The 21,449-nt window shown below is 61.9% G+C and carries 23 protein-coding genes; 21 read left to right on the top strand and 2 right to left on the bottom strand.

Annotation, left to right across the window (positions count from 1 at the left end; all coding sequences use genetic code 11):
* Positions 1–16 precede the first annotated feature (16 nt).
* Entirely contained in the window at positions 17–1,021 is a 1,005-nt protein-coding gene (locus P3T24_RS34160; protein ID WP_074263831.1) for a S49 family peptidase, read from the top strand.
* 136 nt (positions 1,022–1,157) lie between these two features.
* Here the strand turns inward: P3T24_RS34160 and P3T24_RS34155 are convergent, their stop codons facing one another.
* Positions 1,158–1,877, bottom strand: coding sequence for an SAM-dependent methyltransferase (locus P3T24_RS34155; protein WP_429441176.1), 720 nt, complete (start codon positions 1,875–1,877; stop codon positions 1,158–1,160).
* Entirely contained in the window at positions 1,874–2,491 is a 618-nt protein-coding gene (locus tag P3T24_RS34150) for a Maf-like protein (protein ID WP_074263833.1), read from the bottom strand. The genes P3T24_RS34155 and P3T24_RS34150 overlap by 4 nt, the downstream gene beginning before the upstream one ends.
* Positions 2,492–2,770: 279 nt before the next feature.
* On the opposite strand from P3T24_RS34150, the gene P3T24_RS34145 reads away from it, so the two are divergent.
* The 20 genes from P3T24_RS34145 (at position 2,771) to pdxJ (ending at position 21,412) form a co-directional block, all read left to right on the top strand.
* Positions 2,771–3,409 (top strand): DUF177 domain-containing protein, encoded by a 639-nt coding sequence (locus P3T24_RS34145; RefSeq protein ID WP_429441174.1) that lies wholly within the window; start codon positions 2,771–2,773, stop codon positions 3,407–3,409.
* A gap of 99 nt (positions 3,410–3,508) precedes the next feature.
* Positions 3,509–3,688, top strand: coding sequence for a 50S ribosomal protein L32 (gene rpmF / locus P3T24_RS34140; RefSeq protein ID WP_074263835.1), 180 nt, complete (start codon positions 3,509–3,511; stop codon positions 3,686–3,688).
* 171 nt (positions 3,689–3,859) lie between these two features.
* Entirely contained in the window at positions 3,860–4,966 is a 1,107-nt protein-coding gene (plsX, locus tag P3T24_RS34135) for a phosphate acyltransferase PlsX (RefSeq protein WP_429441172.1), read from the top strand.
* On the top strand, positions 4,966–5,955 hold the full coding sequence (locus P3T24_RS34130) for a beta-ketoacyl-ACP synthase III (protein ID WP_429288159.1): 990 nt from the start codon (positions 4,966–4,968) through the stop codon (positions 5,953–5,955). Before plsX ends, P3T24_RS34130 begins: the two co-directional genes overlap by 1 nt.
* A gap of 100 nt (positions 5,956–6,055) precedes the next feature.
* Positions 6,056–6,988 (top strand): ACP S-malonyltransferase, encoded by a 933-nt coding sequence (fabD, locus tag P3T24_RS34125; RefSeq protein WP_429404029.1) that lies wholly within the window; start codon positions 6,056–6,058, stop codon positions 6,986–6,988.
* Positions 6,989–7,076: 88 nt separating this feature from the next.
* Positions 7,077–7,826 carry a 3-oxoacyl-ACP reductase FabG gene (fabG, locus tag P3T24_RS34120; RefSeq protein WP_074263839.1) on the top strand — a complete coding sequence of 250 codons (750 nt, stop codon included), beginning with the start codon at positions 7,077–7,079 and terminating at the stop codon, positions 7,824–7,826.
* A gap of 153 nt (positions 7,827–7,979) precedes the next feature.
* A complete protein-coding gene (acpP, locus tag P3T24_RS34115) occupies positions 7,980–8,219 on the top strand; it encodes an acyl carrier protein (protein WP_004197638.1) in 240 nt (79 codons plus the stop codon).
* A 270-nt stretch (positions 8,220–8,489) separates the two neighbouring features.
* Positions 8,490–9,728: a beta-ketoacyl-ACP synthase II gene (fabF, locus tag P3T24_RS34110; protein WP_074265970.1), complete on the top strand. Its 1,239-nt coding sequence runs from the start codon at positions 8,490–8,492 to the stop codon at positions 9,726–9,728.
* 14 nt (positions 9,729–9,742) lie between these two features.
* Positions 9,743–10,222, top strand: coding sequence for a protein YgfX (locus P3T24_RS34105; protein ID WP_429441170.1), 480 nt, complete (start codon positions 9,743–9,745; stop codon positions 10,220–10,222).
* A 101-nt stretch (positions 10,223–10,323) separates the two neighbouring features.
* A complete protein-coding gene (rpoE, locus tag P3T24_RS34100) occupies positions 10,324–10,923 on the top strand; it encodes an RNA polymerase sigma factor RpoE (protein ID WP_006051939.1) in 600 nt (199 codons plus the stop codon).
* Between the two features lie 81 nt (positions 10,924–11,004).
* Complete coding sequence (locus tag P3T24_RS34095; RefSeq protein WP_074263840.1) at positions 11,005–11,631, top strand: sigma-E factor negative regulatory protein; 627 nt, start codon at positions 11,005–11,007, stop codon at positions 11,629–11,631.
* A gap of 4 nt (positions 11,632–11,635) precedes the next feature.
* Positions 11,636–12,679 carry a MucB/RseB C-terminal domain-containing protein gene (locus tag P3T24_RS34090; RefSeq protein ID WP_429441167.1) on the top strand — a complete coding sequence of 348 codons (1,044 nt, stop codon included), beginning with the start codon at positions 11,636–11,638 and terminating at the stop codon, positions 12,677–12,679.
* Between the two features lie 28 nt (positions 12,680–12,707).
* Entirely contained in the window at positions 12,708–14,261 is a 1,554-nt protein-coding gene (locus tag P3T24_RS34085) for a DegQ family serine endoprotease (protein ID WP_074263842.1), read from the top strand.
* Entirely contained in the window at positions 14,258–14,524 is a 267-nt protein-coding gene (locus P3T24_RS34080; RefSeq protein WP_429441164.1) for a glutaredoxin family protein, read from the top strand. Before P3T24_RS34085 ends, P3T24_RS34080 begins: the two co-directional genes overlap by 4 nt.
* Positions 14,525–14,694: 170 nt before the next feature.
* Positions 14,695–16,488 carry a translation elongation factor 4 gene (gene lepA / locus P3T24_RS34075; protein WP_074263844.1) on the top strand — a complete coding sequence of 598 codons (1,794 nt, stop codon included), beginning with the start codon at positions 14,695–14,697 and terminating at the stop codon, positions 16,486–16,488.
* A gap of 18 nt (positions 16,489–16,506) precedes the next feature.
* Positions 16,507–17,400 (top strand): signal peptidase I, encoded by an 894-nt coding sequence (gene lepB, locus P3T24_RS34070; protein ID WP_429441161.1) that lies wholly within the window; start codon positions 16,507–16,509, stop codon positions 17,398–17,400.
* A gap of 175 nt (positions 17,401–17,575) precedes the next feature.
* Complete coding sequence (gene rnc, locus P3T24_RS34065) at positions 17,576–18,739, top strand: ribonuclease III (protein WP_429441225.1); 1,164 nt, start codon at positions 17,576–17,578, stop codon at positions 18,737–18,739.
* A gap of 54 nt (positions 18,740–18,793) precedes the next feature.
* Positions 18,794–19,693, top strand: coding sequence for a GTPase Era (gene era, locus P3T24_RS34060; protein ID WP_074263847.1), 900 nt, complete (start codon positions 18,794–18,796; stop codon positions 19,691–19,693).
* Positions 19,680–20,651, top strand: coding sequence for a DNA repair protein RecO (gene recO, locus P3T24_RS34055; RefSeq protein WP_429404035.1), 972 nt, complete (start codon positions 19,680–19,682; stop codon positions 20,649–20,651). The genes era and recO overlap by 14 nt, the downstream gene beginning before the upstream one ends.
* Positions 20,648–21,412 carry a pyridoxine 5'-phosphate synthase gene (gene pdxJ, locus P3T24_RS34050; protein ID WP_429404037.1) on the top strand — a complete coding sequence of 255 codons (765 nt, stop codon included), beginning with the start codon at positions 20,648–20,650 and terminating at the stop codon, positions 21,410–21,412. The genes recO and pdxJ overlap by 4 nt, the downstream gene beginning before the upstream one ends.
* Positions 21,413–21,449: the final 37 nt, after the last annotated feature.

Raw genomic sequence — 21,449 nt, 5'->3', positions numbered from 1 at the left:
CTTTGATCTGCGACGCATGGCCGACAATCTCACTCCCGATCCGAACCAACCGTCCTCAGCGGGCCGCAGGCCGACGCCAACTGATGAACCGGGCTGGGAGCGCGCCGCGCTCGAACGCATTGCGCTCGCTGCCATCAGCGAACAGCGCGCGGCGCGGCGCTGGAAGATCTTCTTTCGCTTTGTCTTCGTCATCCTGCTGCTGCTGGTGGTCTGGGGCGTGTTCGATTTTTCCGGCGAGAAGGTCGCCACCACCGGACGCCACACCGCACTGGTCACGCTCGACGGGGAAATTGCCGCGGACACGAATGCGAACGCCGATGATGTCGACTCCGCATTGGAAAGCGCCTTCGACGACGCAGGCACGGCGGGCGTGATCCTGAGCTGCAACAGTCCGGGCGGCAGTCCGGTGCAGGCGGGTATCATCAATCGCGATATCCGTCGTCTGCGCGCCAAATATCCGTCCATCCCGCTGTATGTGGTGGTGGGCGACATGTGCGCCTCGGGCGGATACTACGCGGCCGCAGCGGCAGACAAGATTTACGTGGATAAGGCGAGCATCGTCGGCTCGATCGGCGTGCTGATGGACGGCTTCGGATTTACCGGGCTGATGGACAAGCTCGGCGTCGAGCGGCGTCTGCACACCTCGGGCGAAAACAAGGGCTTCTTCGACCCGTTCTCTCCGGAGACACCGAAGATGGACGCACATGCCCAGGAAATGCTCGACCAGATCCACCAGCAGTTCATCGACGCGGTGCGCGAAGGCCGCGGCAAGCGGCTGCATGAGACGCCGGATATCTTCTCGGGTCTGTTCTGGACCGGTCAGCAGAGTGTTGATCTTGGTCTGGCGGATGGCTTTGGCGACTCTGATTACGTCGCGCGCGAGATTATCAAGGCGCCGGATATCGTCGATTACACCGTGAAGGAAAGCATCACCGATCGCGTGGCGCGCAAGTTCGGCGCGGCGGTTGGCAGCGCTGCGGTTCACGCGATGGTACTGGGCGGGAAGATGAGCTTGCGGTAAGCGGTGACGCAGGGCGTCGCTTGCCGCGGGCACGGTCAGTCGGTTGGCGGCTGGTCAAGCGGAAGTCGCCCAGTCAAGTAGCGGCCGCCGCGTCGGGCGGCCTTCGTCCTTGCAGGTCCGGCGGCCGGCCCCCCTTTCAGACGGCAAGAAGCAGGAAAATTGCCGGGCGCTTGTGCAGATCCATCACCGGCGCCTTTTTCCAGTCCGACACGGTTCGACTCGCAATCGTCTCGGTCTCCAGCGTCAGATCCACTGCGACGCACACCAACGTCGACGGCGCGCAGGTCGCCAGCAAAGTATCGAGCAGCGCCTTGTTGCGATAAGGCGTCTCGATAAAGATCTGCGTCTGCTTTCCCTTGCGCGACTGTTGTTCCAGATCGCGCAGCCGCTTGGCCCGTTCGGCTGCGTCCACCGGCAGGTAACCGTGAAAGGCGAAACTCTGGCCGTTCAGGCCGGAAGCCATCAACGCCAGCAGAATCGAGCTCGGTCCCACGAACGGTACAACCTTGACGCCGCGCTCGTGCGCCCGCCGCACCAGCAGCGCACCCGGATCGGCGACCGCCGGACAACCGGCCTCCGAGACGAGGCCCGCATCCGTGCCTGCCAGGACCGGCGCCAGCAGTTTTTCGATCTCGCCCGCCGGGGTATTCACGTTCAACTCGCGAATCTCGATTTCCTGGATCGGCCGTTCGGTGCCGACTTTCTTCAGGAAGGCACGCGTGGTTTTCGCGTTTTCGCCGATGTAATAGTGCAGAGCCGCGGCGCGCGCCCGCACTGGCGCGGGCAGCACGGCGTCGAGCGCGTCCGCGTCACCTTCGCCCAGGGTGTTCGGGATCAGATACAGTGTGCCGCTCATCGTGCCCCCAACAGTGGAAAACCGGCCGCCAGCAGCATTCGCGACAACGCGATCAGCGGCAGTCCGACCAGCGCGGTCGGATCGTCCGACTCGATCGCATCTAGCAGCGCAATGCCGAGCCCTTCGGATTTGGCACTTCCGGCGACATCGTAAGGCGTTTCGGCTCTCAAATAGGCTTCCAGTTCAGCGTCTGACAGATTCCGGAAGCGTACCGTCGTCACGACATCAAGCGTCTGGGCGCTGCTGTCGCGACTGTCGAACAGGCACAGCGCGCTATGAAACAGCACTTCGCGGCCGCGCATGGCCTGCAGCTGGGCAAGCGCCTTGTCGTGCGAGCCCGGTTTGCCAATCTGCAGACCGTCGTAAGTGGCGACCTGATCTGAGCCGATCACGAGTGCGTGTTCACCGGCGGCCAGTTTGGCTGCGACCGCCCGTGCTTTATCCTCGGAGAGCCGCAGGGCGGTCGCTTCGGGCGTTTCTCCCGGGTGAGGCGTTTCGTCGACAGCGGGCACGACGACATCGAACGGCACGCGCAGGCGTTCCAGAAGCTCGCGGCGGTAGCGCGAACTCGACGCCAGAATCAGGCGCGGCGGGCGGGAAGAGATATCCGGCATGGTGAACCAAAGGCTAGGGAGAGCAGGCCGCACGGGCTTTCGCGCGTGTGGGCTTAAGTGTTTGACTCGAAAAGACAAAACGGATATGATTTTGGGCTTTTCATCGGTATGTGAACGTTGCGCTGCAGGGAAGCCTCGGGGAAACCTCGTGAAAAGCCCGCGCAAACCCCCAATGCGGTCTTGCTGCAATCAGGGTTTGTCTCGTAGTAGCAGCGCCTCGGCAGGCGGCATACTGACCTGATTTACCCCGGCTAAATCCGTGCCGACGCAGGAGCGCACATGACTCAACATCCTGGCAAACCTGCAGGTCTCGCCGACCCGCATGATGTCCATCTTTTCGAATTCGCGCGGAGTGGCTGTCAGGCCGCGGGTCTCGTGCGCGTCTCGCAACTGCCGCGCATGTTAAACGAAGTTCCTGCGGAAGCGCCAGAGCGCGAAAGCGCGTTCACCTGGCAGGCCGAAGGGGCAACGCAGCCGGAATTGCAGGACGACGGCACCGAGGGTCCGCAGCCTTATCTGAGGCTCGCGATTCACGGGTCGGCATGGCTCGAATGTCAGCGGTGTCTCACGCCGTATCTGCAGGCGTTCAACGTCGATGCGACTTACCGGATCGTCAACACTGAGGCGGAAGCCGAAGAGTTTCCGCTCGACGAGGATGAAGTCGATGTGATCGTGGGTTCAGCCCATTTCGATCTTATCGACTTGATCGAAGAAGAGTTGCTGCTGAGTTTGCCGCTGGTGCCCAAGCACGAGGTTTGCCCTGAAGTGCACGAGTCGCTCGTGTCTGGGGTGGCCGGTGATGAGGGCGACGAAGCCGGAGAGGATGAAGCTGAAGAGGGCGGCGAGCCCTCCCGGCCCAATCCGTTTGCGGCGCTCGAAGCCCTCAAGAAGGGTGGTTCGGGCGGCGAGAAGCACTGAACAGTTGCATAGGAGCGCGATGCGGCGCGTTGGCCATTCGGCCAGTGACGATTGCCGTATCGGGCTGTGTTAGAATTCGGAAAATTTTTAGGAGTTATCATGGCAGTCCAACAAAACAAGAAGTCGCCGTCGAAGCGCGGCATGCACCGCTCGCACGATTTCCTCAGCGCAGCGCCGCTGGCTGTGGAACCGAGCACGGGTGAAGTGCATCTGCGTCACCACGTTAGCCCGAACGGCTACTATCGCGGCAAGAAAGTCGTCAAGACGAAGAACGACTAATCGTCCCGTTGCGTTGCGCCCCTTGGCGTTTCGCGTGGCGATCGGCTCGCTTGACATTTTCCCGGCTCGACAAAAAGGCGGCATCTATGGCCGCTTTTTTGTGTCGAACGCAGTTAGCCGTCTAGCGCTTGCTGCGTTCCCATGCAGAGCTCCTGAAATTCGTCGCACTCCATGACAGTAAAGCTCACGATAGATTGCATGGGAGGCGACCACGGCCCGCCCGTGACCGTTCCCGCGGCTGTCAGTTTCGTTCGTTCGCATCCCGATGCGCAGTTGATGCTCGTCGGTATCGAAAGCGTGATCCGCGCCCAGCTCAAGAAGTTGAAGGCCGAGGGCGAGTCTGCGCTGGTCATCGTGCCGGCTTCAGAGATCGTCGCCATGGACGACTCGGTTGAAGTCGCGCTGCGCAAGAAGAAAGACTCGTCGATGCGCGTGGCGCTCAACCGCGTCAAGGAAGGCGAGGCTCAGGCCTGCATCTCCGCCGGCAACACCGGTGCGCTGATGGCGGTGTCCCGCTATGTTCTGAAAACGCTCCCGGGTATCGAACGCCCGGCGATCGCGTTCGCATTGCCCAATCCCACCGGCTACACGATGATGCTCGATCTCGGCGCCAACGTCGATTGCGAGCCGCAGCATCTGCTGCAGTTTGCGGAGATGGGGCATGCGCTCGTGTCGGCGCTCGAGGGCAAGGAACGCCCTACGATCGGTCTGCTTAACATCGGCGAAGAGGTCATCAAGGGCAACGAGACCATCAAGCGTGCCGGTGAGTTGCTGCGGGCGAGTACACTGAATTTCCACGGTAACGTCGAGGGCGACGATATCTTTAAGGGCACGACCGATGTGATCGTCTGCGACGGTTTTGTCGGCAATGTCGCGCTGAAGACATCGGAAGGGCTCGCGCAGATGTTGAACGACATCATCAAGGAAGAGTTCGGCCACTCGTGGCTGACCAAGGTGATGGGGCTTCTCGCGTTGCCGGTACTGTTACGCTTCAAGAAGCGGGTCGACACCCGGCAATACAACGGTGCAGCACTGCTCGGCCTGCGTAGTCTCGTGATCAAGAGCCACGGCTCGGCGGACGCGTACGCGTTTGAGTGGGCGATCAAACGCGGGTATGATGCCGTCAAAAACGGCGTGCTGGAACGCCTTGCGCGGGCGATGGAAGAGAACGCGAGTTCTCTGGAACAGGTTGCGCGCGACGCAAGCGGCGCGGGTTATGCAAGTCCGGCCGCAGGCCAGCCAGCCGAGCCCTACGCTGCGCTATCCTCGAAGGCATAATGGCTCAATCGACAATTTATTCCCGCGTGCTGGGAACCGGCAGTTATCTGCCACCCGGGCGCGTCAGCAATCAGGACCTGGCCGAACGTCTTGCCAGGCAGGGCGTCGAAACCAGCGACGAGTGGATCGTAGCCCGCACCGGCATCCACGCACGCCATTTCGCAGAACCTGATGTCACCACTAGCGATCTCGCGCTCATCGCCGCCCAGCGCGCGATCGAAGCTGCCGATGTCGACCCGCAATCGATCGACCTGATCATTGTCGCCACCTCCACGCCCGACTATGTGTTTCCTAGCACGGCGTGTCTGCTGCAGAACAAGCTCGGCATCAAGAACCACGGCGCGGCGTTCGACGTGCAGGCTGTCTGTTCGGGCTTCGCTTATGCGGTGGCAACGGCGGACAGTTTCATTCGCAGCGGTCAGCATCACACTGCGCTGGTGATCGGTGCGGAGACCTTCTCGCGTCTGCTCGATTTCAATGACCGCACGACCTGCGTGCTCTTCGGCGACGGCGCTGGCGCAGTCATCCTCTCGGCCTCGGAACAGCCTGGCGTGCTTGCCAACGCGCTGCATGCCGACGGCAGTCATTCCAACATTCTCTGCACGCCGGGCAACGTGAACGGCGGTGTGATCGCCGGTAGCGCGTTCCTGCATATGGACGGCCAGGCGGTGTTCAAGCTCGCCGTCAACGTGCTCGAGAAAGTCGCCGTCGAAGCGCTTAACAAAGCTGGCCTCACAGCGGAACAGGTCGATTGGCTGATTCCGCATCAGGCCAATATCCGTATCATGCAAAGCACGTGCCGCAAACTCGGCCTGCCGCAGGAGCGCATGGTCGTCACGGTGGGCGAGCACGGCAATACGTCGGCTGCGTCCATTCCGCTCGCGTTCGACGTCGCCGTGCGCGACGGCCGTATCAAGCGCGGCCAGAACGTCCTGATCGAAGGCGTCGGCGGCGGCTTCACGTGGGGCGCGTCGGTTATCCGCTATTGATCTGCGTTTGAGGCGGCGCTTCGGCGTCGCCCGCAACGATCAGTCGCGTCGATAAGGCCGCGTGCCGTACGCATCTGAAACATCGAATTTTGAGGATCCCATGAAATTTGCGTTTGTTTTTCCTGGCCAGGGCTCGCAGTCTGTCGGCATGCTCAACGCATTTGCCGACCACGCCATCGTGCGCGAGACAGTTCAGGAAGCCTCCGACGCGCTCGGTCAGGATCTGGGCAAGCTGATCGCCGAAGGTCCGGCTGACGATCTGAACCTCACCACCAATACCCAACCCGTCATGCTGACGGCCGCGTACGCGATCTACCGCGCGTGGCAGGCTGCGGGCGGTCCGGCGCCGGCAATCGTCGCGGGCCACAGCCTCGGTGAATACACGGCGCTGGTCGTTGCGGGCGCGCTGGCGTTCCGTGACGCGGTACCGCTCGTGCGTTTTCGCGCGCAGGCCATGCAGACGGCCGTGCCGGTGGGCGAGGGCGGCATGGCGGCGATTCTCGGTCTCGACGATGACGCGGTGCGCGCGGTGTGTGCCGAAGCAGCGTCGGCGGGTGTCGTGGAAGCGGTGAATTTCAACGCGCCGTCGCAGGTCGTGATTGCCGGCAACAAGGCCGCGGTCGAAAAGGCCTGCGAAATCGCCAAGGCCAAGGGCGCGAAGCGTGCGCTGCCGCTGCCGGTGTCGGCGCCTTTCCATTCCTCGCTTCTCAAGCCCGCATCGGATCAGTTGCGCGAGTATCTCGCGAGCGTCGAGGTGCAGGTGCCGAAGATCCCCGTCGTGAATAACGTCGATGTGGCTATCGTCAACGAGCCGGCCGCAATCAAGGATGCACTCGTGCGTCAGGCCGCCGGCGCGGTGCGCTGGGTCGAATGCGTGCAGGCGATCGCGGGCCAGGGTGTCACGCATGTAATCGAATGCGGTCCCGGCAAGGTTCTGTCAGGTCTGACCAAGCGCATCGACGGCAATCTGGTCGGTGCTTCGGTTTTCGATCCGGCCTCGCTCGAAGAAACGCTTAAGCTCGTGACGGCCTGAGCGGCGCGCAGGTACAGCCGCAAGTATCACAGTACTCACTACAGCCTAAAGACTGCAATCAGCCCTCACGGGCACTCCGGACTGAAAGATGGAAAAGACTCTCGATAAGCAGATCGCGATCGTGACCGGCGCCTCCCGGGGTATTGGCCGCGCCATTGCGCTCGAACTGGCGCGCCAGGGTGCGACCGTCATCGGCACGGCGACCAGCGAAAGCGGCGCTGCCTCGATCACCGAAGCGTTCAAGGCCGAAGGCGTGAACGGCCGCGGCGCAGTACTGAACGTGAACGACGCGGCTGCAGCAGAAGCGCTGATCGACGGCACCGTGAAAGAATTTGGAACGTTGCACGTGCTCGTGAACAACGCGGGCATCACTCAGGATCAACTGGCGATGCGCATGAAGGACGACGACTGGGACGCGGTGATCGACACCAATCTCAAGTCCGTGTTCCGCCTGTCGCGCGCAGTGCTCCGCCCGATGATGAAGGCGCGGGGCGGCCGCATTATCAACATTACGTCGGTGGTCGGCTCGGCTGGCAACCCGGGACAGGCCAACTACGCGGCGGCGAAAGCCGGCGTAGCGGGTATGACGCGGGCGCTGGCGCGCGAGATCGGCAGCCGCGGCATTACCGTGAACTGCGTCGCGCCGGGCTTTATCGACACCGACATGACGAAGACCCTGCCGGAAGAGCAGCAAACCGCGCTCAAGACCCAGATTCCGCTTGGCCGTCTGGGCAGCCCGGAAGACATCGCTCATGCTGTTGCGTTTCTTGCTTCGCCGCAGGCCGGCTACATCACCGGCACGACGTTGCATGTAAACGGCGGCATGTACATGTCTTAACGGAATTCGGTTACCATCCGCGCCGTGACGCGATTCTCGTCGTGACCGGGCGGATGCCTTGACAGGAACCGTGCGCGCCGCTTTTTTGCAGGGGCAAACCTGATAAAATGCGCGCACCTGTATTTTTGAACTTCTTTTCCCTTGGAGGGGTTAATGGACAATATCGAACAGCGCGTCAAGAAGATCGTCGCAGAACAACTGGGCGTTGCCGAAGCAGAGATCAAGAACGAAGCCTCGTTCGTGAACGACCTCGGCGCTGACTCGCTCGACACCGTCGAACTCGTGATGGCCCTCGAAGACGAATTCGGCATGGAAATTCCGGATGAAGAAGCTGAGAAGATCACGACCGTCCAGCAAGCGATCGACTACGCTCGCGCAAACGTCAAGGCCTAAGGTCATTCGCGCCCGCGTTGCTGGGTTGGCGGCGTGTGACGCCCTGTTGGGCCGGTTTCCGGCATCCACGGGGCTGGTGCTATTGCCGACGGAGTTGGCGATGAAGTTGCCGGCGCAGCCGTTTCCAGCGCAGATGCAAGTGCAGGTTTCGGCGCAGTTTCCAACGCGTTTTTCAGCGCGTGTTCCAGGTTAACAGCCACAGGGCTCACAGGTCCGATTCCTGTGGCCGCTGTGGCTTTTGCTTTTGTCACCTATGAAAAAGAGGTTACCGTGAGCCGTCGTCGTGTTGTCGTTACAGGCCTGGGGCTGATTTCGCCTGTTGGCAATAATGTTGCCGACGGCTGGGCCAATCTGGTCGCTGGCAAGTCGGGCATTGCCAACATCACGAAGTTCGATGCCGCGAACTTCACGACCCGCTTTGCCGGCGAGGTGAAGGGCTTCAATATCGAGGACTACATCCCCGGCAAGGAAGCGCGCCACATGGATACGTTCATCCATTACGGCGTGGCTGCCGGCATCCAGGCGATGCAGGACAGCGGGCTCGAAGTCACCGATGAGAATTCGGAGCGCATCGGCGTTGTGGTTGGCTCGGGCATCGGCGGCTTGCCGATGATCGAAGTCACGCAGACGGAGCTGCTCAATCGCGGCCCGCGCCGGATTTCGCCGTTCTTCGTGCCGGCCTCGATCATCAACATGATCTCCGGCCATCTCTCGATCAAGTTCGGCATCAAGGGCCCGAACCTCGCTATCGTCACGGCGTGCACCACCGGCCTGCATTGCATCGGCGAGGCCTCGCGCCTCATCGAATATGGCGACGCCGACGTGATGATTGCGGGCGGTGCGGAATCGACCGTGTCGCCACTCGGTATTGGCGGCTTCGCGGCGGCGCGTGCCCTGTCGCAACGCAATGACGATCCGGCTACGGCAAGCCGTCCGTGGGACAAGGATCGCGACGGCTTCGTGCTCGGCGAGGGCGCCGGCGTGATGGTGCTCGAAGAGTACGAGCACGCGAAGGCCCGCGGCGCGAAGATTTACGCCGAAGTGAGCGGTTATGGGATGAGCGGCGACGCCTATCACATGACTGCCCCGGTAGAAGATGGCGACGGCGCACGTCGATGCATGCTGGCCGCATTGAAGAACGCAGGTGTGAACGTGGATCAGGTGAACTACCTGAACGCCCACGGCACCTCGACGCAGCTCGGCGACCTCGCGGAAACCACCGGCATCAAGCGTGCCTTCGGCGATCACGCGAAGAACATCGTCGTGAATTCGACGAAATCGATGACCGGCCACCTGCTGGGTGGCGCGGGCGGTCTCGAGTCGGTCTTCACGGTCCTCGCCGTGCACAATCAGATCTCGCCGCCGACGATCAACATCTTCAACCAGGATCCCCAGTGCGATCTTGATTACTGCGCCAACACCGCGCGGGAGATGAAAATCGACATCGCGCTGAAGAACTCGTTTGGGTTCGGCGGCACGAACGGCACGCTGGTCTTCAAGCGCGCCTGAGCGGACCGGTCCGTTTGACGTCACCCTCCACGCAGCCCGGTCCCGCGCTTCCCGCTGGACCGGCATCGCCGAACGGAGCGCCGCTGATTACCCTGCGACGCTCCGTTGTCCTGCGTGGCGCAACGGTGGCTTTTATCCTGATTGCCGTGGCTGCCGTTCAGGCATGCCTGTCAGCCCGGCTCGGCGCCATGCAGGCAGCGCCCGCTGCCGCAACTGTGCTAGCTTTCCTCTCGCTCGCCGCGCGGCGGCATTGGCACGCCGAGCCCGGCGCCATCAAAATCGGGCCCGATGGCCTCACCGTCTGGAACCGCGCCGGGCACACGCTCGAGCAGGGTCGTATTGCCGGTTGCTCGCAGTGGAGCGGCCGGCTCCTCATTCTGGCGCTCGTGGGCGCGAGCGGCCGTTCCCGGCCGTTGCTGATCGCGGCGGACACGCTGTCTGCCGAGGCGTTCCGCGAGCTGGCCGTGCTGGGCCGGCGCGCCGCCGGCGTCTGACTGTAACGACTGTAACCGCGAGTACCTTAGTAACGTGACGCGATGATGGGGACGCTACAATGGTGCCCCGCGTTGCAGCCCATAGTTAACGGATTTATCAGGTGAGCGAAAAAGAAATTGATCAGGTGCTGGTCGAACGCGTCCAGAAGGGCGACAAGGCCGCGTTCGAGCTTCTGGTCTCCAAATACCACCGGAAGATCCTCCGGCTGATCTCGCGCCTCGTGCGGGACCCCGCTGAGGTTGAGGATGTAGCCCAGGATGCCTTCATCAAGGCATACCGGGCGCTGCCCCAATTCCGCGGAGAATCGGCCTTTTATACGTGGTTGTACCGGATTGCGGTCAACACGGCAAAGAACTACCTTGCGACCCAGGGGCGGCGTGCACCCACTTCGACCGAAGCAGATGCTGAAGAAGCTGAAACTTTCTCGGACGCCGACCAACTAAGGGATATCAACACGCCTGAGTCGATGTTGATGAGCAAGCAGATCGCTGAGACGGTCAATGCTGCGATGGCGGTTTTACCGGAAGAGTTGCGCACCGCCATTACTCTTCGTGAAATTGAAGGTTTGAGCTATGAGGAAATCGCTGAGATGATGGGGTGCCCAATCGGCACGGTCAGATCACGAATTTTTCGCGCTCGCGAAGCCATTGCGGCAAAATTGCGTCCATTGCTTGACACACCCGAAGGCAAACGCTGGTAGTCGGCCAGCTCGCCCGTCGGGGCAATGGGGCAATATCTGGGTTAGGTGGTGTCACTAGGGGTGTGTAAGATGGGGAGCATCATGGGGTCGGTCTCGATGCAATCGCAAGCAAGCTCGCGAGGCGAGCGTCTGTCCGCTTTTGTCGACGGTGAGCTGTTCGGCGAAGAGCATCTGAACAAGTTTATTTCCGAGCTGGATCGCGAAGATCGCGCGTCCTGGTCGCATTACCACCTGATCGGCGACGCTCTGCGTTCGGACGATCTGGCGGTCAGCCCCGCGACCAGTAGCGCGTTCCTCGCCAGCTTCAGTGCGCGTCTCGAGCAGGAGCCGCACGTGCTGGCGCCCGCCGCCATGCCGGCTGCAGGCCGTTTGCTGGCGCTGCGCCGCCGCTTCGTGCCGGCGTTCGCCGTCGCCGCTGCCGCCGCCACGCTGACGTGGATCGTCGTGCCGCAATTGCAGGGTGTGCCGGGCGGTGCGGGTGTGTCTCAGGTCGCGTCGCTGCAGTCCCATGGCGATTCCGTGCAGCGTGTGGCCATGGCCCCGGTGCCGACGGTTGCCGCCGCCCAGCCGGTTTCGGACGGCAACATCATCCGCGACGCGAGCCTCGACCAGTATCTGGAAGCTCATCAACAGTTTGCACAGCAACCGGTCATGCCCGGTTCGATGCCGCTGATTCGCACCTCCGCCATGACCACGCAAGGCCAATAGTCTGATGCAGACACTGCGGTTGAATAAAACGACTATCTGGGGGCGGCTGCCGGCATTTCTGTTCTGTGCAGCCGTATTGTTGTCCGCCACACCGCGTGTCTTTGCGCAGTCCGACGACCCGCTCGTCGCCCGCCGTACTGCGGCGGACTTGCTCAACCGCATTCACCAGGCCGCCCAGCAGCAGAATTACGAAGGGGCGTTCGTCTATCAGCGGGGCAATTTCGTCCAGACCTCGCGGATCGTCCATTTCGCCACCCACAGCGACGGCGAATTCGAGCAGCTCGAAAGCCTGGACGGCAAGCCGCGCAAGATGTTGCGCCATAACGACGAAATGTACACGTTCATCCCCGAACGGCATTTGTGCGTCGTCGAAAAGCGCCAAAACAAAGATTCATTCCCCGCTTTGCTCGCGGCCAGCAGCGACCAGGTGATGTCTGTCTATGAGCCGAAGCTGCTCGGCGACGACCGCGTCGCGGGCATCGACAGTCAAGTGCTCGAACTCGACCCGAAAGACGCCTTCCGGTTCGCTTACAAGCTTTGGGCGGACAAAAAGACCGGCTTGCTGCTGCGCGCGCAGACGCTCGACCCGAGCGGGCAGGTGCTCGAGCAGTTGTCGTTCTCGCAGATCAGCATTGGTGTGCCGGTCGATACGACGCCGATCGCCAATGGCATCCACAACACCGCGGGCTGGACCGTCGTGAAACCGCCGGTCGAGCCGGTGGATATGGAAGCGCAAGGCTGGCAGATCGATCCCACCGTGCCCGGTTTCCACAAGATTCGCGAGTTGCGCCGTCCGATGGCGTCGGCTAATCCAAGCGAGCCACCCATCCCGGTCGACCAGGCCGTGTTCTCGGACGGCCTCGCGGCGATTTCGGTATTTGTCGAGCCGGTCGAAAAAAATACCCGTAAGGAAGGCGCCGGTAGCAGCGGGGCGACGCACGTGCTGGTCAAGCGTCAAGGTGACTTCTGGATTACTCTGCTGGGGGAAGTGCCCCAAGCCACATTGCAGCAATTTGCGTCTGCCATAGAATATAAGGCTCCCAAGTAATTCCTCGAATCCCTCTGCTGGCTACGATATGACGATTTTCACGGTGCGCAAATTTCTCGCAGCCGCGGTGGTGGCAGTTTGTCTGCCGCTCGTACCGCATGCAGCGTCGGCGGCGCCTGCAGCCAATCTTCCCGACTTTACCGATCTTGTCGACAAGGTCGGACCGGCAGTCGTCAACATCCGCACCACGACCAAGGTGACGGGTAGCAGTGCCCATGGCACGGCGCCAGGACTCGATGACGGTGATATGTCAGAGTTCTTCCGGCGCTTTTTCGGCATTCCGTTGCCGCAGCAGCCCGGTTCGCCCGGCAATGGGAATGGCAACGGCGGTGGCGGTAGTGGCGGCGATAACGGCGACAACGGCAGTGGCAGCGGCGGGAGCAGCAGTAACCAGGACGCACCCGACAACTCCGATTCCGAGCAGAGCAGCGGTGTGGGGTCCGGCTTCATCCTGTCGCAGGATGGCTATGTGATGACCAACGCCCACGTGGTCGATGACGCCGACAACATCTATGTCACGCTGACCGACAAGCGAGAATTCAAGGCCAAGCTGATTGGCATGGACGATCGCACGGACGTTGCGGTGGTGAAGATCAACGCGTCGAATCTGCCGGCCGTCACGATTGGCGATTCGACCAAGGTGCGTGTGGGCGAATGGGTTGTGGCCATCGGCTCGCCGTTCGGCCTGGAAAACACGGTCACGGCCGGGATTGTCAGCGCCAAGGGGCGCGACACCGGTGATTATCTGCCGTTCATCCAGACCGACGTGCCGGTCAATCCTGGCAACTCGGGTGGTCCGCTCATCAATATGCAGGGCGAGGTGATCGGCATCAACTCGCAGATCTACAGCCGTACCGGCGGGTTCATGGGTATTTCGTTCGCGATCCCGATCGACGAAGCGATGCGCGTGGCCGAGCAATTGAAGACAACGGGCAAAGTCACGCGTGGCCGGATTGCGGTGGCCATCGGCGAAGTGACCAAGGACGTGGCCGATTCGCTTGGCTTGCCGTCCGCTCAAGGTGCGCTCGTCAGCAGTGTCGAACCTGGAGGCCCAGCCGACAAAGCCGGCGTGCAACCGGGCGACATCATCCTGAAGTTCAACGGCCATTCCGTCGATACCGCGACCGACTTGCCGCGTATGGTTGGCGACACGAAGCCGGGCACCAAGGCCACCATCACCGTGTGGCGCAAGGGGCAAACGCGCGATCTATCGGTCACGATTGCCGAAATGCAGGCGGACAAAACCGCCAAGACCGACGAGAAGCAGACCCCGCCGCCGAAGCAACGCGCGACGAATTCTCTCGGCATCGCGGTGAGCGACATCCCCGCCGACCAGCAGAAGACGCTGAAGGTGCACGGTGGCGTGCAGGTCGATCAGGTGGACGGACCGGCTGCCCGCGTCGGCTTGCAGAAGGGCGACATCATTCTGCGCGTCGGCGATACGGATATCTCGAGCGCAAAGCAGTTCGACGAAGTGACCGCGCATCTGGACCCGCAAAAGATGATTGCGTTGCTGGTGCGTCGTGGCGACAACACGCAGTTCGTGCCGCTGCGTCCGCGTAGCGGGTCCGCGCAGAAGTGACAACACCGGCGGCGCCGCTCACGCTCTACGGGCGCGCGTGGTGCCACCTTTGTGACGACATGCGTGCCGGGCTCGAGCCGTTGCTGATGGAGTTCGGTGCACAGGTCGAGATCGTCGATGTCGACACTGATCCCGCACTCGAAGCGCGTTACAACGAGTTAGTGCCGGTTTTGGTGTGTGATGGTGTCGAGTTGTGCCACTATCACCTCGACGAAGGGCGGGTCCGCGCAGCGCTGAGCGCACGTGCCGGGCAGATCCGCTAGCGCATCGAAAGTCACGGGGCCCGACATACGTCTGAGCCCGCTTTCAGTGCTCTCCTGCAAGATATGCCGGGCGGAAGCCTTTTTCGGCTAAAATAGACAGGTTTTTCACCTACTTCCAAGGCGTGCTCCGCAATCGTCCGGGCGCGCCTTTTTCGCTTGATCGGTACTGAATGGATCATATTCGTAATTTCTCGATCATTGCGCACATCGACCATGGCAAGTCGACGCTCGCCGATCGCATCATCCAGATTTGCGGCGGCCTGTCCGACCGCGAAATGGAATCGCAGGTGCTCGACTCGATGGATCTCGAGCGCGAGCGCGGCATCACCATCAAGGCACAGACTGCTGCACTGACGTACAAAGCCCGCGATGGGCGGATCTACAACCTCAATATGATCGACACGCCGGGGCACGTCGATTTCTCGTACGAAGTCAGCCGCTCGCTGTCGGCGTGCGAAGGCGCGCTGCTGGTGGTCGACGCGAGTCAGGGCGTCGAAGCTCAGACGGTTGCGAACTGCTATACGGCAATCGAGCTCGGCGTCGATGTGATCCCGGTGCTCAACAAGATCGACTTGCCCGCGGCGAACCCCGAAAACGCGATCACCGAAATCGAAGATGTGATCGGCATCGACGCAACCGATGCCACGCGTTGTAGCGCGAAAACGGGCCTCGGCGTCGAAGACGTGCTGGAAGCGCTGATCGCGAAAGTGCCGCCGCCCAAGGGCGATCCCGAAGCGCCGCTGCAGGCGTTGATCATCGATTCGTGGTTCGACAACTACGTTGGCGTGGTGATGCTGGTGCGTATCGTCAACGGCACGCTGCGTCCCAAAGACAAGATCCGTTTGATGGCGACCGACACGCAGTACCCGGTCGAGCACATTGGCGTGTTCACGCCGAAGTCGAAGAATCTCGAGTCGCTGTCCGCCGGGCAGGTGGGCTTCATCATCGCCGGCATCAAGGAATTGGCCGCCGCGAAGGTGGGCGACACCGTCACGCTGGTGAACCGTCCGGCGCCCGCGCCGCTGCCGGGCTTCAAGGAAGTGAAGCCGCAGGTGTTCGCCGGTCTCTACCCGGTCGAAGCCAACCAGTACGACGCCCTGCGCGATTCGCTGGAAAAACTGAAGCTCAACGACGCTTCGCTGCACTACGAGCCGGAAGTTTCGCAGGCGCTTGGCTTCGGCTTCCGTTGCGGCTTCCTCGGTCTGCTGCACATGGAGATCGTGCAGGAGCGCCTCGAGCGCGAGTTCGACATGGACCTGATCACCACGGCGCCGACCGTGGTGTATGAAGTCCTGCAACGCGACGGCACGGTCATCATGGTCGAGAACCCTGCCAAGATGCCTGATCCGTCGAAGATCGAAGAAGTGCGCGAGCCGATCGTCACCGTGAACCTGTATATGCCGCAGGACTACGTGGGCTCGGTCATCACGCTGTGTACGCAAAAGCGCGGCGTCCAGATCAACATGCAGTACCACGGCCGCCAGGTTCAGCTCACGTACGAAATTCCGATGGGCGAAGTCGTGCTCGACTTCTTCGATCGTCTGAAGTCCATGTCGCGCGGTTACGCGTCGATGGACTACGAGTTCAAGGAATATCGTGCAGCGGATGTCGTGAAGGTGGACATGCTGATCAACGGCGACAAGGTCGATGCGCTGTCGGTGATCGTCCACCGTTCGCAGAGCCAGCACCGCGGCCGCGAAGTGGCGGCCAAGATGCGCGAACTGATTCCGCGTCAGATGTACGACGTGGCGATTCAGGCGACCATCGGCGCGAACATTATCGCCCGCGAAAACATCAAGGCATTGCGTAAGAATGTGCTGGCAAAATGCTACGGCGGCGATATTTCACGTAAGAAGAAGCTGTTGGAAAAGCAGAAGGCAGGCAAGAAGCGAATGAAGCAGGTCGGGTCCGTCGAGATTCCGCAAGAAGCTTTCCTCGCGATTCTGCGTGTCGAAGACAAATAAGACGAAGAACGGAACTCTATGAATTTTGCGCTGATTCTTTTTGTGCTCGTCATCATTACGGGCATCGCATGGGTCGCAGACAAACTGGTTTTCGTGCCGCAACGGCGGCGCGCGGCGGACGAGGCAGTTGCCGAGTTCGACCGTCAGCAGGCGCGCGTTGGTGAGCGCTTCGCCGACGAAAACGCCCCGCAAACGCGGGCGCGTCTGCGTGAAGAAAAGCTTCGCCAACCCTGGTGGCTCGAATATTCGGCGAGCTTCTTCCCGGTCATTCTCGTGGTGTTCGTGGTCCGCTCGTTTGTGGTCGAGCCGTTCAAGATTCCGTCGGGCTCGATGGTGCCGACGCTGCTGGTGGGCGACTTCATCCTCGTCAACAAGTATGAATATGGCATCCGTCTGCCGATCACCAACACCAAGATCACCGACGGCAGTCCGCTTCAGCGCGGCGACGTGGTGGTGTTCCGCTACCCGAAAGACGAATCGGTCGACTACATCAAGCGCGTGATCGGCCTGCCGGGCGACGTGATGGCGTATCAGGACAAACAGCTGACCATCAACGGCAAGCCTGTGCCGGAGACGCCACTGCCTGACTACTTCGACGAAGAGCGCATCGGGTACGCGAAACAGTTCGAAGAGGACATCGACGGCCGCAAGAATGCAATTCTCAATAATCCGGCAGTGCCGCCGTACATCGTCGGCGCGGAAGACTATCCGTATCGGGATAACTGCACGTACAACGCGCGCGGTGTGATCTGCAAAGTACCGCCCGGCAATTATTTCATGATGGGCGACAACCGCGATAACAGCGCAGACAGCCGCTACTGGGGCTTCGCGCCGGACAAGAATATCGTCGGCCGCGCGTTCTTTATCTGGATGAATTTCAGCAACTTGAAACGCATCGGGACGTTCCACTGATCGTCACCACACTGACCGCACGCTGACCAGACAACACGTCGCGCAGATGCCACTCATCGGGCGCGGCGTGTTCTCACGCTACTTTAAGAACGTGCGGTAAGGTCGCTTCACAACGCTTTTTCCGTTGGCCGCTCCGCGTTTTCGCCGGGGCAGGCGCCCGCGTTATACTCTGCACATGCCCCTATCTCCGTTGGAAAGCCGTTTGCGTTACGAATTTCGCAATGCGGAATTGTTGCGCCAGGCTTTAACTCACCGTAGTCACAGTGCCACGCATAACGAACGGCTCGAGTTTCTCGGCGATTCCGTTCTGAATTGCGCGGTGGCTGCACTATTGTTCCAACGTTTCAGCAAACTGGACGAGGGCGACCTGTCGCGCGTCCGCGCCAATCTGGTCAAACAGCAGTCGCTGTACGAAATTGCTCAGGCCCTGAATATTTCAGAGGGCCTCCGGCTCGGTGAAGGCGAGCTGCGCAGTGGCGGCTTCCGCCGCCCGTCAATCCTCGCTGACACGCTCGAAGCTATCCTGGGTGCCATCTTCCTGGACGGTGGCTTCGAAGCCGCTCAGACGGTCATCAAACGCCTCTACGTGCCGATTCTGGACCATATCGATCCCCGCACGCTCGGCAAGGACTCGAAGACGCTGCTGCAGGAGTATCTGCAGGGGCACAAGATTGCGTTGCCCACCTACACTGTCGTGGCAACGCATGGTGCGGCGCACAATCAGCAGTTTGAAGTCGAATGCACGGTGCCGAAGCTGGAAGTCAAGGTGTCCGGTTCGGGCGCCAGCCGGCGCGCGGCCGAGCAGGCCGCAGCCAAGAAGGCACTGGACGAGGTGATGGCCGCCGCGCCTGCCGTGGTGGCCAAGCCGAAGCGCTCGAAGGGCGCCCGGGCGGCGAAGCATGCCGAGCCGGAGATTGTCCCTGGCGTGACCGGTGTGCAAACCGCGCTTGATCTGCGTGCGCCGGACCGTAAGAACGAGCGGAGCGCGCGCGGCGAGCAGAAGGCAGCCGCAGCCGGGACCGAGGCCGCCGTGGCCGAGCGGCCAGCACCCGTCGCCGCGCCGGTCGTCGCACCGCTTGCGGTAATCCGGGCTGCGCACGTGGAATACAGCAGCCAGACCTCGGCGGAAAAAGACAAGGCCGAGAAAGACAAGGCGGAAAAAGCCGAAAAGGCCGAGCGCGCCGAAAAGCTCGACAAACCCGACGCCTCTTCACGCAGCGCCGACAAACCCGCCGCCGCCCGTAGCCGCGAACTTGCGCCCGACCTGGCGGCGCCTGCCGAACTCGAACCCGGTGTTGCCGACGCGGTACAAACGCGCGTCGCCGATGCGGGCCATTGATTGACTGGATGCGCATTTCTTCGCGCGTCCATATGAACCTGCTGTAGCCTGAATATGAACGCTTCCACCCCCACTGGTTTCCGCTGCGGCATGGTCGCGATCGTCGGCCGCCCGAACGTCGGCAAGTCCACGCTGATGAACGCGCTGGTCGGCCAGAAAGTCAGTATCACGTCGCGCAAGGCGCAGACGACGCGCCATCGCATTACCGGCATTCACACGCTCGAAGACGCGCAGTACATCTTCGTCGACACACCCGGGTTCCAGACCAAGCACAGCGGTGCGCTGAACCGCTCGCTCAACCGCGCGGTCACCTCGACGCTGACCTCGGTCGACGCCATCCTGTTCGTGATCGAAGCGGGCCGTTTCGGTCCGGACGACCAGAAGGTGCTCGATCTGATCCCGCCTTCGGTGCCCACGCTGCTGATCGCCAACAAGCTCGACCGTGTCTCGGATAAGGACTCGCTGTTTCCGTTCATGCAGCAGGTGAGCGCACTGCGCGAGTTCAACGAGATTGTGCCGCTGTCCGCCAAGAATCCCGACGACATCAAGCGTCTGATGGCAACCGTCAAGCCGTTCCTGCCGGAAGGTGCGCCGATCTACGGCGAAGACGACCTGACCGATCGCAGCGAGCGTTTTCTCGCCGCCGAAATCCTGCGCGAGAAGGTATTCCGTTGGACCGGCGACGAGCTCCCGTACACGAGCACGGTCCTGATCGACAAGTTCGAAACCGAAGGCCGTCTGCGCCGCATTTTCGCGACCATCATGGTGGAACGCGATACGCACAAGGCGATGATCATCGGCCAGAAGGGCGCCAAGCTGAAGCAGATCAGCACCGAAGCGCGCCTCGACATGGAAAAGCTGTTCGACGGCCCCGTGTATCTGGAAACCTTCATCAAGGTGAAGAGTGGCTGGGCCGACAACGAAGCCGGACTTCGCGCCTATGGGTACGAATGACGCGTGGATGACGCTGCAATCCGACGCTGAACCGGACGATACCGAGCCGGGCGCGCCGGCGCGCGAGCCATCGAAGGCTCGTGTGTCGAAGAAGTCATCTTCAGCATCCACTGGTTCTTCCACCCGCAACTCGCCGCGCAATACGCCGCGTAGCTCAGCCGGCGAAGCATCGGACGCAGACGCGTCTGCCAGCGGCGAAGCGCGCAAGACACCGGCACGCCGGTCGCCGCGCAGTTCCGGTTCCGACTACAAGGTCACTGAGCAACCGGCGTTCGTGCTGCATAGCTATCCGCATCGCGAGACCAGTCTGATCATCGATGTACTGACGCGCGATCACGGCCGTCTCGCTCTCGTCGCAAAGGGCGCAAAGCGCCCGCACTCCGCGTTGCGCGGCGTGCTGCAGACATTCCAGCCGCTCGCGCTGGCGTGGTCCGGCAAATCCGAAGTCCGCACGCTGACCGGTGCCGAATGGGTGGGCGGCATGCTGCCGCTTGCCGGTGACGCGCTGCTCTGTGGCTTCTACGTCAACGAACTGCTGGTCAAATTCTGCGGACGCGAAGATCCGCATCCGCAACTGTTCCAGCACTATGTCGTCACGCTGGCGCGCCTCGCGCACGATGAGCCGGCCGTGCAGGTCCTGCGCTCGTTCGAACGCGTATTGCTGCGCGAAACCGGCTACGCCATGGCGCTCAACCGTACGGTCGCGCGCAAGGCGGTGGTGGCGGAGGGGCGTTACGTGTTCGATCCGGAGCGCGGCGTGCGCGAAGCCTCCGACGATCTGCCCGCGCAGTGGCCGGTAGTTGCCGGCCAGACCTTGCTCGATATGGAAGCGGACGATTACCATCGTGCGCAGACCGTGGCGCAAAGCAAGACGCTGATGCGCTTTCTGCTCAACACTTACCTTGGCGGCACGCCGCTCGCGACGCGCCAGATCCTGATCGACTTGCAGAACTTATGAGCTTCTTTCTTACGTCGCCTAATGTGATCGACCTGGGCGTGAATATCGATCACGTCGCTACGGTGCGCAATGCGCGCGGTACCTCCTACCCCGACCCGATTCGCGCGGCGCTCGACGCCGAAGCGGCGGGCGCAGATGCGATCACGCTGCACCTGCGCGAAGATCGCCGGCATATCGTCGACGCCGACGTGCGCAAGCTGCGTCCGCTACTGAAGACGCGCATGAACCTCGAATGCGCGGTGACGCAGGAGATGCTCGATATCGCCTGTGAGGTGCAGCCGCACGACGTTTGCCTCGTGCCGGAAAAGCGCGAAGAGCTGACCACCGAAGGTGGCCTCGACGTCGCCGGCCAGTTCGAGGCTGTGCGCTCTGCGTGCAAGCAACTGGCAGAAGCGGGTTCACGCGTGTCGCTCTTCATCGACCCGGACGAAACGCAGATTCGCGCCGCGCATGAAGCCGGTGCGCCGGTGATCGAACTGCATACCGGCCGCTATGCCGAAGCGCATGACCCGGCAGAGCAACAGCGCGAATACGAGCGCGTGGTACGCAGCGTCGAATTCGGTCTGTCGCTCGGCATCAAGGTGAATGCCGGACATGGCCTGCACTACACGAACGTTCAGCAGATCGCGGCGATCGATGGCATTGTCGAGCTGAATATCGGCCACGCGATCGTCGCGCACGCGATTTTTGCGGGCTGGGAGAACGCGGTGCGCGAGATGAAGGCGATCATGGTCGCCGCGCGTCTCGGCGCACGCGCTTAACGCCTGCCGGCGCGCCTCTCAGCAAACCCGCCGCAAC

It is taken from the genome of Paraburkholderia sp. GAS33 (genome assembly GCF_050436645.1).
Lineage (GTDB): Bacteria > Pseudomonadota > Gammaproteobacteria > Burkholderiales > Burkholderiaceae > Paraburkholderia > Paraburkholderia phenazinium_B.
Note: the sequence above shows the minus strand (reverse complement) of the source record. Positions and strands in the feature narration are given on the sequence as shown.

Bases quoted from the DNA above. Each gene is read 5' to 3' on its own strand.
- P3T24_RS34160 (WP_074263831.1), top strand. From the start codon at position 17: ATGGCCGACAATCTCACTCCCGATCCGAACCAACCGTCCTCAGCGGGC.
- P3T24_RS34155 (WP_429441176.1), bottom strand. From the start codon at position 1,877: ATGAGCGGCACACTGTATCTGATCCCGAACACCCTGGGCGAAGGTGAC.
- P3T24_RS34150 (WP_074263833.1), bottom strand. From the start codon at position 2,491: ATGCCGGATATCTCTTCCCGCCCGCCGCGCCTGATTCTGGCGTCGAGT.
- P3T24_RS34145 (WP_429441174.1), top strand. From the start codon at position 2,771: ATGACTCAACATCCTGGCAAACCTGCAGGTCTCGCCGACCCGCATGAT.
- rpmF (WP_074263835.1), top strand. From the start codon at position 3,509: ATGGCAGTCCAACAAAACAAGAAGTCGCCGTCGAAGCGCGGCATGCAC.
- plsX (WP_429441172.1), top strand. From the start codon at position 3,860: ATGACAGTAAAGCTCACGATAGATTGCATGGGAGGCGACCACGGCCCG.
- P3T24_RS34130 (WP_429288159.1), top strand. From the start codon at position 4,966: ATGGCTCAATCGACAATTTATTCCCGCGTGCTGGGAACCGGCAGTTAT.
- fabD (WP_429404029.1), top strand. From the start codon at position 6,056: ATGAAATTTGCGTTTGTTTTTCCTGGCCAGGGCTCGCAGTCTGTCGGC.
- fabG (WP_074263839.1), top strand. From the start codon at position 7,077: ATGGAAAAGACTCTCGATAAGCAGATCGCGATCGTGACCGGCGCCTCC.
- acpP (WP_004197638.1), top strand. From the start codon at position 7,980: ATGGACAATATCGAACAGCGCGTCAAGAAGATCGTCGCAGAACAACTG.
- P3T24_RS34095 (WP_074263840.1), top strand. From the start codon at position 11,005: ATGGGGTCGGTCTCGATGCAATCGCAAGCAAGCTCGCGAGGCGAGCGT.
- P3T24_RS34090 (WP_429441167.1), top strand. From the start codon at position 11,636: ATGCAGACACTGCGGTTGAATAAAACGACTATCTGGGGGCGGCTGCCG.
- P3T24_RS34085 (WP_074263842.1), top strand. From the start codon at position 12,708: ATGACGATTTTCACGGTGCGCAAATTTCTCGCAGCCGCGGTGGTGGCA.
- lepA (WP_074263844.1), top strand. From the start codon at position 14,695: ATGGATCATATTCGTAATTTCTCGATCATTGCGCACATCGACCATGGC.
- lepB (WP_429441161.1), top strand. From the start codon at position 16,507: ATGAATTTTGCGCTGATTCTTTTTGTGCTCGTCATCATTACGGGCATC.
- rnc (WP_429441225.1), top strand. From the start codon at position 17,576: ATGCCCCTATCTCCGTTGGAAAGCCGTTTGCGTTACGAATTTCGCAAT.
- era (WP_074263847.1), top strand. From the start codon at position 18,794: ATGAACGCTTCCACCCCCACTGGTTTCCGCTGCGGCATGGTCGCGATC.
- recO (WP_429404035.1), top strand. From the start codon at position 19,680: ATGGGTACGAATGACGCGTGGATGACGCTGCAATCCGACGCTGAACCG.
- pdxJ (WP_429404037.1), top strand. From the start codon at position 20,648: ATGAGCTTCTTTCTTACGTCGCCTAATGTGATCGACCTGGGCGTGAAT.